Source organism: Empedobacter sp. UBA7494 (assembly GCF_002478465.1).
Lineage (GTDB): Bacteria > Bacteroidota > Bacteroidia > Flavobacteriales > Weeksellaceae > Empedobacter > Empedobacter falsenii_B.
The window spans coordinates 1-14,814 of record NZ_DLOC01000067.1 but is presented as its reverse complement, the minus strand read 5'-3'; the positions used below and the strand labels follow the sequence as shown (position 1 = coordinate 14,814).

At 31.6% G+C, this 14,814-nt stretch carries 14 protein-coding genes and 1 pseudogene; 4 read left to right on the top strand and 11 right to left on the bottom strand.

What is annotated here, in order from left to right:
- Positions 1–12 precede the first annotated feature (12 nt).
- The 7 genes from xerD to kdsB form a co-directional block, all read right to left on the bottom strand.
- Positions 13–900 carry a site-specific tyrosine recombinase XerD gene (gene xerD, locus B4E95_RS08095; RefSeq protein WP_038332712.1) on the bottom strand — a complete coding sequence of 296 codons (888 nt, stop codon included), beginning with the start codon at positions 898–900 and terminating at the stop codon, positions 13–15.
- Positions 901–2,484 (bottom strand): S41 family peptidase, encoded by a 1,584-nt coding sequence (locus B4E95_RS08090; protein ID WP_291091062.1) that lies wholly within the window; start codon positions 2,482–2,484, stop codon positions 901–903. It abuts the gene before it with no gap.
- A gap of 7 nt (positions 2,485–2,491) precedes the next feature.
- On the bottom strand, positions 2,492–2,935 hold the full coding sequence (locus tag B4E95_RS08085; RefSeq protein ID WP_219034393.1) for a deoxycytidylate deaminase: 444 nt from the start codon (positions 2,933–2,935) through the stop codon (positions 2,492–2,494).
- A 6-nt stretch (positions 2,936–2,941) separates the two neighbouring features.
- Positions 2,942–4,903, bottom strand: a complete 1,962-nt coding sequence (locus B4E95_RS08080; RefSeq protein WP_280035452.1) for a site-specific recombinase Gcr — start codon at positions 4,901–4,903, stop codon at positions 2,942–2,944.
- Positions 4,904–5,011: 108 nt separating this feature from the next.
- Entirely contained in the window at positions 5,012–5,680 is a 669-nt protein-coding gene (locus tag B4E95_RS08075; protein ID WP_291091061.1) for a LolA family protein, read from the bottom strand.
- A gap of 79 nt (positions 5,681–5,759) precedes the next feature.
- Positions 5,760–6,311 (bottom strand): HNH endonuclease, encoded by a 552-nt coding sequence (locus B4E95_RS08070; RefSeq protein WP_038332702.1) that lies wholly within the window; start codon positions 6,309–6,311, stop codon positions 5,760–5,762.
- Between the two features lie 144 nt (positions 6,312–6,455).
- Complete coding sequence (kdsB, locus tag B4E95_RS08065; RefSeq protein ID WP_291091060.1) at positions 6,456–7,199, bottom strand: 3-deoxy-manno-octulosonate cytidylyltransferase; 744 nt, start codon at positions 7,197–7,199, stop codon at positions 6,456–6,458.
- 200 nt (positions 7,200–7,399) lie between these two features.
- Here kdsB and B4E95_RS08060 point away from each other — a divergent pair, with 200 nt between their 5' ends.
- The 4 genes from B4E95_RS08060 (at position 7,400) to B4E95_RS08045 (ending at position 11,679) form a co-directional block, all read left to right on the top strand.
- On the top strand, positions 7,400–8,191 hold the full coding sequence (locus B4E95_RS08060) for a DUF3822 family protein (protein ID WP_291091059.1): 792 nt from the start codon (positions 7,400–7,402) through the stop codon (positions 8,189–8,191).
- Complete coding sequence (locus tag B4E95_RS08055; RefSeq protein ID WP_291091058.1) at positions 8,167–8,709, top strand: RsmD family RNA methyltransferase; 543 nt, start codon at positions 8,167–8,169, stop codon at positions 8,707–8,709. The genes B4E95_RS08060 and B4E95_RS08055 overlap by 25 nt, the downstream gene beginning before the upstream one ends.
- Positions 8,710–8,843: 134 nt before the next feature.
- Positions 8,844–11,072, top strand: a complete 2,229-nt coding sequence (locus B4E95_RS08050) for a TonB-dependent siderophore receptor (RefSeq protein WP_291091057.1) — start codon at positions 8,844–8,846, stop codon at positions 11,070–11,072.
- Between the two features lie 118 nt (positions 11,073–11,190).
- Entirely contained in the window at positions 11,191–11,679 is a 489-nt protein-coding gene (locus B4E95_RS08045) for a TlpA family protein disulfide reductase (protein ID WP_291091056.1), read from the top strand.
- 67 nt (positions 11,680–11,746) lie between these two features.
- Here the strand turns inward: B4E95_RS08045 and B4E95_RS08040 are convergent, their stop codons facing one another.
- The 4 genes and pseudogenes from B4E95_RS08040 to B4E95_RS13180 form a co-directional block, all read right to left on the bottom strand.
- Complete coding sequence (locus tag B4E95_RS08040; protein ID WP_221854529.1) at positions 11,747–12,697, bottom strand: FKBP-type peptidyl-prolyl cis-trans isomerase; 951 nt, start codon at positions 12,695–12,697, stop codon at positions 11,747–11,749.
- 41 nt (positions 12,698–12,738) lie between these two features.
- Positions 12,739–13,170: a hypothetical protein gene (locus B4E95_RS08035; protein WP_115001825.1), complete on the bottom strand. Its 432-nt coding sequence runs from the start codon at positions 13,168–13,170 to the stop codon at positions 12,739–12,741.
- Between the two features lie 209 nt (positions 13,171–13,379).
- Positions 13,380–14,468, bottom strand: a complete 1,089-nt coding sequence (dnaX, locus tag B4E95_RS08030; protein WP_115001827.1) for a DNA polymerase III subunit gamma/tau — start codon at positions 14,466–14,468, stop codon at positions 13,380–13,382.
- 252 nt (positions 14,469–14,720) lie between these two features.
- Positions 14,721–14,814, bottom strand: a pseudogene (locus tag B4E95_RS13180) (IS982 family transposase); the annotation flags it as partial.

Sequence of the window (14,814 nt, the reverse complement as noted above, 5' to 3'; positions counted from 1 at the left end):
AGGATGATTAAACTATTTATTTCTCGGGTGAAATTTGATAATCGCATCTCGAATAAATTCTTGATCAACATGCGTATAAATTTCAGTCGTCGTAATACTTTCGTGTCCCAACATTAACTGAATTGCACGAAGATCTGCTCCATTTTTCAATAAATGAGTCGCAAAAGAATGACGAAATGTATGCGGACTAATTGTTTTTTTAACTCCAGCAATTATCGATAATTCTTTCACGATTGTAAAAATCATTACTCGTGTAAGGTTTTTACCTCGTCTATTTAAGAACAAAAAATCTTCAAATCCAACTTGTATAGGAAGATGAATACGAATACTTTCTTTGTACAAGTTAATATATTTTATCGTATAATCGCTAATCGGAACAAGTCTTTGTTTGTTTCCTTTCCCAATAACACGAATAAAACCATCATCAAAAAAAAGATCAGAAATTTTGAGATTTATCAATTCCGAAACACGCAAACCACAACCATAAAGGACTTCTATAATCGCACGATTGCGCTGTCCTTCTGGTTTTGATAAATCAATTACTTCAATCATTTTATCAATTTCTTTTTCAGAAAGTACATCAGGAAGTTTCATCCCAATTTTTGGAGTTTCGAGCAAAGAAGTTGGATTATCTTCTCTAAAATCTTCGAGTTGTAAGTACCCAAAAAAGCTTTTCAAGCCAGAAATAACACGCGCTTGCGAACGCACGCTATATTCACTCGATGCAAAATCGTGTACAAAATCCCTTAAATCATCTTGTGAATAATCTAAAGGTTGTTTATCAGAATAATTAATTAATTTTTGAATATCGCGTAGATAACCTTCAATTGTATTGGCAGAAACTCTTTTTTCTAATTTCAGATACATTTGATAGTCATACAAAGCATCTTTCCACAGCATTTACTTCGTTATTTTTTCAAGTTCAAAAATACGCTTTATCATTTCATCTTCGGGCATCCAAACTTGATAAAATGCACGAGAACCATATAAAGTTCCAGCAATTGTGGCTTTCATATAGTTATCAACAGTTGTTGAAAAGACAGGGTTAAACTCATTTGAAGGAATTCCTAAAACACCTAAAAACTCATTTCTATACATTCCAGCACTGAAATATTTCAAATAAATTGCTTCGTTATGAAACATGAAAAAATCGTGAATTGAATAAATTTTCTTGAATAAAAAGTCATTAAAATAATTTGCATCTTGATTATAATACAACCAGTTCGAAACCGAATTTGTATCTAATGCAACAAATTCATCAGGAATAATTCCACCACCGCCGTAGACTTTTTTACCTGAAGGCGCTGTAAACTCTAAGTCTTTATTGATTTTAATTGAGTCTTTACTATATAATTCACCCGATTTTAAACGTTTGTATAAATCGTCGCTGTATTTTGCCGTTTTTTTATCAAAAGGTTTTTGAATAGATCGTCCAGAAGGTGTGTAATAGTTTGCAACCGTTAAACGAACTTTAGTATCATCGCCTAAATTAATTTCACGTTGCACCAAACCTTTACCAAACGAACGACGACCAACGATAATTCCACGTCCGTAATCTTGCAAAGCTCCCGCAACAATCTCACTCGAGGAAGCAGAATTTTCGTCCATTAAAACATAAATTTTCCCTTGCTCGAAAAGACCTCTATTTGTAGCGTAAATATATTTTTTACGTTTTTGTTTGTCTTGTGTGTAAACTATCAATTCGTTTTTCGTCAAAAATTCATCTGCAATTTCTTCTGCAATATGCATGATTCCTCCAGGATTTCCGCGTAAATCGAACACCAAAGTTTTCATGCCTTGATCCAATAAATTTTGTAAACCTTCGTGAACTTCATTTGCAGAATTTTCAGAAAAACGAGTCAATTTAAGATAACCAATATCTTTCGTTAACATATGTTTTCCAGTAACCGTAGGAATTGGAACAATAGTACGATTTAGCGTAACAGAAACTGGTTTTCGATCGCGAATAACAGATAGTTTAACTTCCGATCCTTTCTTACCTTTCAATAAACCTTCTATTGTTTTATTATCTTTTGCAACCAAAGATTGATTATCTGCAGCAACTAATTGATCTCCAAACTCTAGTTTACCATAATTTTTCGTTCCAAGTAATGTACGTTCAACAACAATGGTGTCATTCATTATACGAAATTGAATACCAATTCCAACAAATTCACCTTTCAATTGTTCTTCTGCCTTTTGTACAGAAGCTTTGTCGATATATGTACTATGTGGATCTAGCTTGGCAACCATATAATGAATCGCATCATCAACCAAACTATCCGAATTAACATCGTTCACATATTCATTGTCAATCAAAGAAACTAATCGACGAATTTTTTGTTCGTTATCCGAATATTGCAAACCTACAATATCCTTGTTTTCATCGAACGCAAAGTCGTATTTTTTCCCAACCATAAAACCGATTAAGAAAATAATCATCACAACTAATACGATATTAATAACCTTGAAAAAACTTCTCATTAAAATGCTAACTGTATAATTCTTCTTCTGTAATTTGTCGAATTGTAATTCCTGATTTTTCTAAAAACTCTAACCCAGAAAGATCTTTGTATTGTTGAATGTAAACGATGCGCTTTATACCTGCTTGCAGAATAAGTTTGCTACAATCTGTACAAGGCGAAAGTGTAATATACAATGTCGCTCCTTCTGCAGATTGTGTAGACGTTGCACATTTTAGAATTGCATTGGCTTCGGCGTGCAAAACATGCCATTTTGTATTCCCTGCTTCGTCCTCGCATTTGTTCTCAAAACCACTTGGCGTACCATTGTAACCATCAGAAATAATCATTCGATTTTTAACAATAATTGCACCAACTTTTTTGCGTTCACAATAGGATAGATTCGCCCATTCAAAAGCCATTTTAAGATAAGCTTTATCGTAACGTAATTGTTTTTCAAAGTTTGTTTCCATTTCTAACTAAGCTTCTTCTTTGTTTTTTGTCCATAAAGGCGGAATAAAAAATGGTAATGGATTTCGGAAAAATGCTTTTAATGTATGTGAAATCATCGTAAAAATCTTATAAAAAGGAATATTATTAGATCGCATTGCCATTAATAATGATAAGATAAAACTAACTAAGAAGTTGCTCCAACCAACCATGAAAATTGCAATAAAACCTATAATCATTGGTCCAATATCAAAATGATAGCCCATTCCACCAATACCAATCGCGAAGTTTCCTGAAACGAAAGTAATATGTCGAATATCGAAAGGTTGACCTGTAAAATCCCCAATCAAAAAGGCACATCCCATCATAAAACCGAATGCAACATTACCGACAACTCCTCCCATATTTTTCTCAAACCAATTCGAAATTCTTCTTCTTCTACGTTCTGAAAATGATTTCTTCAAAATTGGATGATTATAAATACGTTCTGGAATATTATGAAAACGTTGATTATTAATTGTAATTCCCGAAATTAATCCTGAAAGGAATAAGAAGACTCCAGCAATTGCTCCGAAGTAAAAAATATGCCAATCCATTGTCACCACTTCTTCCCAATAATGATAAGCTTTAGAATATTTTAAAACTTCTAATCCTAAGATTTCGTTGAGTAAATAAAATATTCCTAATGAAACCACAAAACCCGCAACAACATTTCCTAAAAAAGCAATCATTTGGCTTCTTACTAATTGCGCAAATAAAGTTGTAAAATCTTTCACATTCAGTTCAGAACCAGAAGTTGGCACAAGCGAACGAGCTAAACGAGCCGCTGTCATAGAAGGCTGTTTTGTAGCAAGCGTCATATGTGTCAAATAAATCGTACAGAAACCAACAGCGTAATTAATACTAAAGAAAAAAGCTTTAAACAATGGCGATGTATCATGTATATTTCCAATTCCGGTTTTGATAAAACACAAAAAAGAAACAATAAAGCCACCTCCACAAGCTGTCCAAAACATCTTATTATACTCTTTGGCTGTCTGGGTAATATATTTTTCGCCCGTTTTACCATTATGATAAGTCACTAAGAAAGTGATTAAATAAACCGTAGAACCTAACTGATTACTCATAAAATTCTTTGGTGCATAAAATTCAACCCATTTCTTTGTTGCAAGACTATAGAAAGAAATTATTCCGTGTAATCTTAGTTCATTATAACTATTTAAAATTGTTTGCAAACGAACTAATTGTTGTTGCAAACGATTGATTTTTGATGCAACTTTCAATGAAATTCCTTTGTAATCTTTTTGTGTTAAAATATCGTTTAACAAATGTTTACATTTCGAAATACTTTCTTTAATTTCTAACATATCAAAGCCCGCTTGTGGATTTTCGATAATGTTACTAATCTGCATCGAAAGTTTAGAGAATGGATTATCAAGATAATTAACCTCGTTACTATAACGCATCATTTCTTTGTCCGAAAACCCACCAGTAATACGAACCGTCAAAATAGAAATTGCTTGTAAAAGCTGATTTTGAATATTATTAACGTTTCCTTTAAAATTATCTGGTTCGATATCTTGATACAATACTTCGAAAAATTTTCGCCAACGATCTCTTGGAATAATTCGGATTGCTGATAAGTTTTTCGAATTATAAAAAATCTCATTTACCACAGAAGTTAATTCATTATTATCTTCAATATCCGGTAAAAGAGAATCCATTATTTTCTTTCTAAAAATGGATAATAAATTATCTTCCAGATGAATTCCACTATCTACTAAATAGCTAACGAAATTGATTTTCCCGAATGTATTTTGAAGTTCTTCGCGAAAAATTAATCGATATGTAGGGTTATTTTGAAGTTTAGAAATTAGATCATCTATAAAAGAAATTGAATCTGGATAATCTTTTCTTGCTTTCTCTAATAATCTTAGAAAAAAGCTCTTCTCGTATTTTTTATTTTGATCAAATATAGAGTCTAAAGCCATATTTTAATTTCTTCATTCAGAGTACAAAAGTAAAAAACTTATACTACCTAAGCAGTATAAATCAAAAGAAATAAAAAAGTGATTCTTGATGAACCACTTTTTATATATTTAGAATTTAAAATTTTTCTTATCTATTGCTGGGTTGATTTTTATGTCATTAAATTTTATCACATATTCTCCTCCATCAACTGGTTTTCCTACCACTTTTGTGGCGAAAGATAATCCGTTATACGTCTTGAAATTAGAGTAATAAAGTGTTTCGTCTTTATTTTTTTCCATTACAATTTCGTACGAATTTTTATCAAAACAGTATATTGTAGAATTTGTATTTTTTGTTAATTCTATTTTGTAACAGCTATTATTTTGATCGTATTTATCTACACCTAAGTATTTTACTTTAAATCCTTTTTGTTTATATTTCAAAATATCCGAATCAAAAGAGTCTGGTTTATAATCTTTTACAGCTACATTTTTCTTAGCAACTTCGCTGTATGTCCATCCCATTCTACCATCATATCCTTCGTTCAAGATTTCTTTTCCATTCATCACAAACACTACTTTTTTGTTGTAAGGGCGTTGATGATAAACAATCATTGGATAAGAATCTCCAACATTTATAATGGCTTCTCCTTTTAGGATAATACTGTTCAAATTATTCCAAGCTGCTTCTCCTCCTGTTTTTTTAATATGAGTTTCTATTATTTTATCTGCATTTTGTGCAAATGTAGTCACAGAAAATAATGAAATCATAAGCGTGCTAAACGTCAATTTCGACATAAGAACTTTTTTAATTTTTAACAATCTGTCGAACAAGATATAAAAACTAATTTAAAGTTCTGTAAAGAAATATTGTCTTTTAGTCTTTTTTAACTTCTATATGAGCCCAATTTTCACCTCTTAAAATACGGTAAACCTGACCTTGAGAAATATTAAATTGTTTTGCTAGTGTAGAAATTTTTGTTTTTCTATTTGGATCAATTAATTTCTTTTTTAGACGAATAACTTGTGCTTCTGTCAACTTACTATTTGGAATACTGTCTAAACGAGAACGTCCTTTCATCATTCTAAATAAATCCTTGTTGTGTTCTTTCCATTCGTCTAAAGTAGCCCACTTTAAATTATCCATTGCGTTGTTTAATTTGTTATGATCCAAATGCACTACATATTCTTTATTGTCTTTATTTGGTAAAAACGTTTCGGCAACCATTTTATGTACATATTTAGCCGTACGTTTTCCGTCTGCTTTTGTTACCCAAATCGCACGATAACCGTTGTTAATCGCTCCTTCTAAGATTTTGTATTTATCTTGTCCTGTGTATAATTTTTTTACAAGACCATCTTTTGAAACTAAAAAGGATCTTTTTTCAATTAATCCTTCTGCTTCGTATTCTTTCCATGAATCACTCATAATCACTATTTTACTTATTTACTCCATTTTACAACAACATTCATACCGAAATATTTTTTTAAGTATTAATTAACTTAATTGGTTCATTTCCATGTCAAGTATAGCTAATTTTAGGGCAAATATAAATCATAAAAAGTTTAAAGATTATTTTTTAACAATAGTGGATAAGTACTTTTTTGCACGCTCTAAATCTTCTGGTGTATCAATTCCTACTCCTATCGATTCGGTTTCAATCACTTTAATCTTCATTCCATATTCCAAATAACGTAATTGTTCTAATTTTTCTGCACGCTCATTTTGACGCATTTCAAGTGTTGAAAACTTCAACAAAGCTTCTTTTCTAAACGCATAAATCCCTAAATGACGAAAATAATTTGGTGTAAAATTAGTTTCACGTGCAAATGGAATTGCTGAACGCGAAAAATAAAGTGCAAAATCGTTAATATCAGTGACCACTTTTACAAAATTAGGATTGTTAATATCTTCTTCTTTTCTAATTGATTCTTTTAATGTCGCCACATCTACAGTTTTTCCCAATTCTCCATCAAAAGAGGATAAAATATCTGCCAAAGCTTTTTCGTTCACAAATGGTTCATCTCCTTGCACATTCAAAATAATATCACATTCTATATCTTGTATAGCTTCAGCAATTCTATCACTTCCTGTTTCGTGTTCTTTGATACTCATGATTGCTTTTCCGTTGTGCGAAACAATTTCATCAAAAATTAAATCAGAATCTGTCACCACAAAAACATCGTCAAACAAATTAGTAGCGACAACATTTTCGTACGTCATTCTTATCACAGTTTTATCGCCCAATTGTTGCATCAATTTACCTGGAAAACGTGTTGCTGCATAACGAGCTGGAATTACGGCTATTTTTTTCACAATTTTTAATTTCAAATTTCTGTAAATTTAAAATAGATTCGGCTGAAATGCTTCTTTAATCAACAAAATAATTATAGTATCTTTGCTAAAATAAATTTTCTGTATGAAGATTGCTTTCAAAATTTTGTTATTTTTGATTTCATTAGGATTAATATATATCTTAATCAACGAGTTAAAAATTCAAGGATAAAGAAAAATTTATGTCAAAAACAACTCAACATTCGTTAGCGATTTTACTATCTCACGATATGCTTAGTTATATTACCAAAACAACCGACGGAGAAACGACTTCGTACTCGGATGTGTATGACTATTCGGTAGATTTTACAAATCTTAACAAAACGGAAATTGAGATTGAACATGAATTGCGTTCTAATTTGACTTTGCTACAAGAATATGATTATGTGCATATTTGTTTTTTGTCGACAACTGTAAATGTTGTTCCAAATCACTTTGCGCACAAACCTTTTGAGGAATTGTTATCACTTTCTAACTATAGTCCTATAAAATTAGCGATCGATTGTCCTTTGGAAAATGTAGATGCCTCAATTATCTACAATATTCATTATCCATTAAAAGATATTTTGCTTTCGTTACCGAATTTGCAAAATGCGCGTTTGTATCATTCGGGCAAATTCTTGGTTGATTATGGAATGATTAATACCAAGAACGATGAAATTTATATCAATTTAATGCATCAAAAATTAGAAGTTTGTGTGTTAAACAATGGAGAATTTATTTTTTATAATCTATTTGAAACAAAAACGAAAGAAGACTTTTTGTTTTACATTTTGTATACATTAAATCAATTAAATATTAGTCCAAATACCGTTTCGTTATATGCTTTTGGTGACATCATGAATTCGCCAGATTATTATGAAACTTTACAAAAATATGTGCGTCATATTTCGTTTAACGAAGCAGACAAACAACTTGGGCAATATTTTACATTATATAAATTATTCGAATGCGAATCATTTCAGGAACATTAAAAGGAAAAAGAATCACAGCACCAACCAACTTGCCGGTGCGCCCAACAACAGACTTCGCGAAAGAAGCTTTATTTAATATCTTAAACAACGAATGGTATTTCGACGAAATTACCGTTTTAGATTTATTCTCTGGAATTGGAAGTATTTCATTAGAATTTGCTTCACGTGGAGCAAAAAAAGTAACTTCGGTTGATAATTTCTACGGTTGTGTAAAATTTTTGGACGAAATAGCGAAACAATTAAAATTAGATGATGTTATTTCTACTGTAAAAAGTGATGTCATTAAATATTTGGATAAGCAACCAATCAAAAAATTTGATATTATTTTTGCTGATCCTCCTTACGATTTGGATGTAGAAACTTACAAAAAAATCCCAAATTTGGTTATCGATAATCAATGGTTAGAAGAAGGTGGAAATTTTGTTTTAGAACATCCTTCAAGCATTTCTTTTGAAGAGCATCCAAACTTTGTACAGCACAAAAAATACGGAAACGTACACTTCTCTTTTTTCGAGTAAATATCCATTTTCTTAAAATATTTAACAAAATCGACTGATAGGTGATATCTATCAGTCGATTTCTTTTTTTTATTTATACTAAGTCTAATTAAATTTGCAACATTAATTTTATTTAGAATAAATATATATAACATATGAAAAGGAATAAACTTTTACTAGCTACACTTACTATACTAAGTTTTTCTACTGCATTCGCACAAGAAACGACTAAGGAGAAGAAAGATTCTATCAATAATTTACAAGAAGTTGAGATTTTTGGGGACCGAAATAAAAAACAAAGAGGGTTAGAAGCTATTACCCGTTTTCCTGTTTCGCCAAATCAACAAATACAAACTATATCTACAATTTCAGAAAAACTAATTGAAGAGCAAGGAGCTCTAACCATTACAGACGCAGCTCGTAATGTTCCTGGTGTTACCTTATTCGGTTCTTACGGAGGAAATAGAGAGTCTATGTCAATTCGTGGATATAGAGGAACACCAGTCTTAAGAAATGGAGTTAGACAAGATTCAGATTTTAGAACTGCTGGTGCAATAGCTGATATGCAGGGAATAGAGTCTATACAGGTAATCAAAGGATCTGCTGCAATTACTCAAGGAGTTGGAAACAGTCTAGGTTCTGCTGGTGGAGTAATTAATTTAGCTACAAAAACGCCTCGTTTTATAAATGCTGGAAATATAGGTTTACGTGTAGGGTCTTGGAATCAAGTTCGTACAACTTTTGATGTTCAACGCGTAGTTGATAACGCTAAAAGCTTTGCATTTCGTCTAAATGGTGCATATCAACAAGGTGATAGTTATAGAGATGTTGTAAACAATAAAAGATTCTATATACAACCTTCTCTTGCTTGGAGACCTGATGATAAAACAGAAGTAATTGCAGAAATGGATTATTTAAATTTTGAAGGCGTTCCTGATGCAGGTACAGTAAATTTAAATAATGACTTCACGCAAGCATTAGCTAATATGGGACATCGCTTCTTAGGTTTTGATACTGACTTTGATAAAAGTGAAGCAACAACATACTCATTACGTGCTACACGTCAATTAACTGATAAGATTAGTGTACGTGCTGCATATTATGGTTCTATTAATGATAGAGATCAACAGAGCACTTCATTAGCTACAATAAAAGACAAGGCAGGAAATGTAGCCGATTACTCTTTAAGAACTAGATCATTAGGACATTCTACTAGAAATGATAGAAATACAACAATTCAAATTGATGTAATGGGAAAAGATTTTCAAGCTGGAATTCTGAAATGGAGTTGGCAAGCTGGTTATGATTATACAACCTATCGTGTAGATTCTCGTAGTGCACAAATCGATTCAGGAAAAAAAGATAAAGATGGTAACCCTATTATGACATCTACTATTCCTGTGGTAGAAGACCCTATTAATGTACTACAAAATATCAATAATAAATTACCTAATAATTTTGATTTTTCTCAATTAACAATCAATACATCAAGTCCTCTTGATAATGGTTATTACTACGGATTTATGACTCAACATCATCTTAATATTACAGATTACGTAAAAGTTGTTGGAGCTTTGAGATGGTCATATTCTGGTGTAAATTCAAAAGACATTTTAGATCCTATGATTGGATTAATGGTTTCTCCTATTAAAAATATTAATTTATTTGGATCATATACAACAACGTCATCTTTACGTTCTGCTTCAAATCCTTTACAGGGTGGAGGAACAGTTGGAACTTCTCGTACAAAACAATTTGAAACTGGTATTAAAACAGATTGGTTTAATGACAGACTTAGAGCAAATGTTACATACTTCGATATGGTTAACGAGAACTTAGCGTATGAAATTGTGAATGGAAATACACGAACTGGGTTATATCAACTAGCAGGAGATTTAAAACGTAAAGGAATAGAATTAGAAGTAACAGGGCGTCCTTTACCTAATGTTCAAGTAATGCTTGGTTACTCTTATTTAGACACACAATACCAAGGTTCTCCTTCTTATGTAGATGGTTCTCGTCCAATGAATGCTCCTCGTAATACAGCTAATGCATGGGTACAATATAAATTCCAGAAAACAAACACTTTTATTGATGGATTATCTATTTCAAGTGGTCTTTATTATGTTGGATCACGACCTGTTAATGATAGAAGCACAACAAAAGATGCACATGGAAATGTAATGAATGGACAAGCTCCTTTCTTAATGCCAGAATATACAACGCTTAATGCGCAAATTGGATATTCTACACGCAAATTCGATTTCCGTTTATTCTTCAATAATATTACAGACGAAATCGGATACAACTCATACTACAGAGGAGGTTACATCAACCAAATCGATCCATTTAACATGGCAGGACAAGTAGTATTTAAATTCTAATTTTCTCAGAGTTAAACATATTTTTAGCATTTATTTAATAGGAAAACGACAGTTTTATAAACTGTCGTTTTTACTTTGGATAGAATTGACTAACTTCCGTCAAAATTTTTCTTAAAACATGAAAACAAAAATTACTGCTTTATTGATATTCTTTTGTTCGATTTTTACATTTGCACAAACAGAAAATACGCTAAAATCTATTCCAGAATTTTCTTTCGTAAAAATGCAATCCGAAGGAATTTTCAGTTCAAAAGATATCAAAAAAGGAAAACAAACGTTAATCGTTTTATATTCGCCAACATGTATTCACTGCCAATTAGCCTTGAATCATTTTAGCAATAATTACGAAGAACATTTAAAAAATACTCAGATTATTTTAGTTTCTGAATACGAAGCAAAAGACGCTATCCCTTTCCTAAAAAAGCATGCAACTAATTTTGTAAACAATAAAAATGTAGAATTATTATATGATTCTAATTACGAATTTGGTCCAACATTTCAACCAACTTCTATTCCTACATTTTATTTATTCGACAAGGATCAAAATCTTGTTACAATCAAAAAAGGTTCTGTAGAAGCAAATCAAATTTTTAAATATTTGAAATAATTTAAAAATTAATCCATAAAAAAATCCACTCAATTGAGTGGATTTTTTTGTTATATCTAATCGATGATTATTTACCTTGTTGTGATTGAGCTTCGAATTGTTTTTGTAATTCTTTGATTTGCTCATCAGATAAACCTTGTCCTCCTTGCGCACCTGGTTGTCCTTGTGGAGCTGGTTGACCTTCTTTAAAGTCTACTAATTCTACTTCGAACTCTAATGCTTGGTTTGGTCCAATTTGTCCTCCAGGAGCTCCCATTTCACCGTAACCTAAGTTAGCAGGAATATAGAATTTGTATTTAGATCCTTTAGACATTAATTGTAAACCTTCTGACCATCCTGGAATAACTTGATTCAAAGGAAATTCTACACCTCCTTTAGCTTCAGGGTTTTTATCTGTACTGTCAAAAGTCTTACCAGTAGCTAAAATTTTACCAGTATATTTTACTTTAACAATACTATTGATGTTTGGTTTAGCACCTGTTCCTTCTTTTTCTACAACATAAACTAATCCAGAAGCAGTTGTTTTAGCACCAGAAGTTTTTTTCTTCTCGTCTACTAATTTTTTAGACTCGTCTGCATTTTTCTTCACCAAGTTTTGTTGGTGATTTTTTGCATACGTATCTAAAATTCCCATTCCCGCTTCTTGTGTAATCAACAATTTTTTGTGACGTACAACATCCATAATCCCTTGAACAATGATATCCTTGTCCATTTGATCTAATTGTTGTTGGTTAATAACCGTCTCAATTTGCTGACCAACTTGTTGACCAATCGCGTAAGATTCTCTACCTTCTTTACCTGCTTTTAAGTAATCGCGGATCCCTTTTTCTAATTGATCGTAGTTGATACTATCAGTTTCAACTAAACGTCCTCCAAGACCTTTGATTTGCTCACCAAGACCAGTTCCGAAAGCATAAGAAGCTTTTTGATCTTCGCTTTCTAATTTGTCTACAGATTTTCCTTTGTTACAAGACACTAACGACGCAACAACAAAAATCCCTAAAAGAACTTTTTTCATTATTTATAAAAATTTATTGCAAGTTTAATAAGAAACTTTCATTAATCATACAAATCTAAACCAAATTCTTCTTTTAATTTTAACAAAATCGGGTTTTTATCTGATAATTTCTCAAATTTTTCTTTGTTTGATAAGATATGATTCGTTGCTTCCTTCTCAGAAAACTTAATTTGAATACTAAAATAGTGATTCTTAAGGAATGCTCTCAAACTATTTCTGATTCGATCGCGATATTCCTCAAACTCTTGTTCTGATGAATGAGAAGTAAACTCGAAAATAATTTCATCACCTTCCAAACCAAGTTCAGTTGTCATCAAAGCGTTATAAGATGGAATATTATGTTCGATTTTTAATCGATCCAAAAATCTTTTCCAGCCTTCTTTTACTTGATCCAATGTAAACTTTTCTCGAGGTAAATCATTTCGTAAAATCTCTTCTTGATGTTCTTCAACTTTTGCCCCAGGCAAAGCCATCTTAAGACTAAACGACGAATTACCATTTGTTCTAATTGGTTTTGAAGCACGCGTATATTCTTTGACTTCTTCTGAAATCGAAGTTTTAGTATGTTGTGTATTTACCTGCTGTAGAGTTTGTCCATTATGTGGAATAGAATTATTTTGCTGAATTTGAGGAACTTCAATTTTAGAAGTTTGTTGTTCAGAAAAATAAAACGTTGGCGGAACTATCCTATACTTTTTTTTTTAAGCCCGTTTTCTTCTGCCGTTAACGAAGCCAATTGCATCAATGCAATTTCAACTGTTAAACGTGGATTTTTACTCGATTTGTAGTTTAAATCTGCCTCATTACAAATTTCAATTGCTCCAAATAAAAACGTTGCTGAACATTTTTGCGCATGCTCCAAATATTTTGCTTTTATACGCTCTCCTACTTCCAATAAACTTACTGTATTAGCTGTTTTCGCCATCAATAAATCTCGGAAATGAGCGCCCAAACCACAAATAAATAAATGTGCATCAAAACCTTTGTTCAAAATATCATTCAATTGCAACATCGCTTGCGGAATATCATTTTCCAAACACGCGTCTGTCATCTTGAAATAGTAATCGTAATCTAATACATTCAAGTTTTCTGCAACTGAAGAATAGGTCAAATTTTTATTGGTAAAAGTTGACATTCTATCAAAGATTGACAATGAATCGCGTAACGCACCATCTGCTTTTTGAGCAATCAAATGCAATGCATCATCTTCAAAAGTTACCTGTTCTTTTTCAGCAACATTTTTCAAATGTCCTTTGATATCTTCAACTCCAATTCGTTTGAAATCATAAATCTGACAACGAGAAAGAATCGTAGGAATAATTTTATGTTTTTCTGTAGTTGCCAAAATAAAAATAGCATGCGCTGGTGGCTCTTCTAACGTTTTCAGAAACGCATTGAAAGCAGCTGTTGACAACATATGAACCTCATCAATGATGTAGACACGATATTTCCCAATTTGAGGAACAATACGCACTTGATCGATTAAATTTCTGATATCATCAACCGAATTATTAGACGCCGCATCTAACTCAAAAATATTGAAAGCAAAATCTTGATCGCCTTCTACTCCATTTTCTTCGTTGATTTTACGCGCTAAAATTCGAGCACATGTTGTTTTCCCAACACCTCTTGGTCCACAAAATAAAAGAGCTTGTGGCAATTGATTTGACTTTATCGCTTGCTCCAAAGTATTTGTAATAGACGCTTGTCCAACTACATCTTCAAAATTTAACGGGCGATATTTTCTGGCTGAAACAACAAAATTTTCCATACTATTGGCAAATATAATGGTTATAATTTTAAGAATTAAATCTATTCATTTTTTTTAATTTTTTTTCTGTCAAAACGAATGTTAAAAAACAAAAGGTAGTCATACAACCTAGTGAAATAATAGAAGCAAAGATGTAATTTATTTCAAATAAAAGTCCTGATAAAGCAATTAATAAAAAAATTACTCCAAAATAAAACATAATTTTTCTGGAATATTTTTGTGCAAAATTCCAATTCTTAACCCGTAGTGCATTTAGGTAATATTAATTTTTAAGTTGTTAATATTTCTATTTTGGTTTCTGTTTATTGATTGAATAATAGTAAGCGTTAGTATTTTTGATAGTATC

Bases quoted from the DNA above. Each gene is read 5' to 3' on its own strand.
- xerD (WP_038332712.1), bottom strand. From the start codon at position 900: ATGCTGTGGAAAGATGCTTTGTATGACTATCAAATGTATCTGAAATTA.
- B4E95_RS08090 (WP_291091062.1), bottom strand. From the start codon at position 2,484: ATGAGAAGTTTTTTCAAGGTTATTAATATCGTATTAGTTGTGATGATT.
- B4E95_RS08085 (WP_219034393.1), bottom strand. From the start codon at position 2,935: ATGGAAACAAACTTTGAAAAACAATTACGTTACGATAAAGCTTATCTT.
- B4E95_RS08080 (WP_280035452.1), bottom strand. From the start codon at position 4,903: ATGGCTTTAGACTCTATATTTGATCAAAATAAAAAATACGAGAAGAGC.
- B4E95_RS08075 (WP_291091061.1), bottom strand. From the start codon at position 5,680: ATGTCGAAATTGACGTTTAGCACGCTTATGATTTCATTATTTTCTGTG.
- B4E95_RS08070 (WP_038332702.1), bottom strand. From the start codon at position 6,311: ATGAGTGATTCATGGAAAGAATACGAAGCAGAAGGATTAATTGAAAAA.
- B4E95_RS08060 (WP_291091059.1), top strand. From the start codon at position 7,400: ATGTCAAAAACAACTCAACATTCGTTAGCGATTTTACTATCTCACGAT.
- B4E95_RS08055 (WP_291091058.1), top strand. From the start codon at position 8,167: ATGCGAATCATTTCAGGAACATTAAAAGGAAAAAGAATCACAGCACCA.
- B4E95_RS08050 (WP_291091057.1), top strand. From the start codon at position 8,844: ATGAAAAGGAATAAACTTTTACTAGCTACACTTACTATACTAAGTTTT.
- B4E95_RS08045 (WP_291091056.1), top strand. From the start codon at position 11,191: ATGAAAACAAAAATTACTGCTTTATTGATATTCTTTTGTTCGATTTTT.
- B4E95_RS08040 (WP_221854529.1), bottom strand. From the start codon at position 12,697: ATGAAAAAAGTTCTTTTAGGGATTTTTGTTGTTGCGTCGTTAGTGTCT.
- B4E95_RS08035 (WP_115001825.1), bottom strand. From the start codon at position 13,170: ATGGCTTTGCCTGGGGCAAAAGTTGAAGAACATCAAGAAGAGATTTTA.
- dnaX (WP_115001827.1), bottom strand. From the start codon at position 14,468: ATGGAAAATTTTGTTGTTTCAGCCAGAAAATATCGCCCGTTAAATTTT.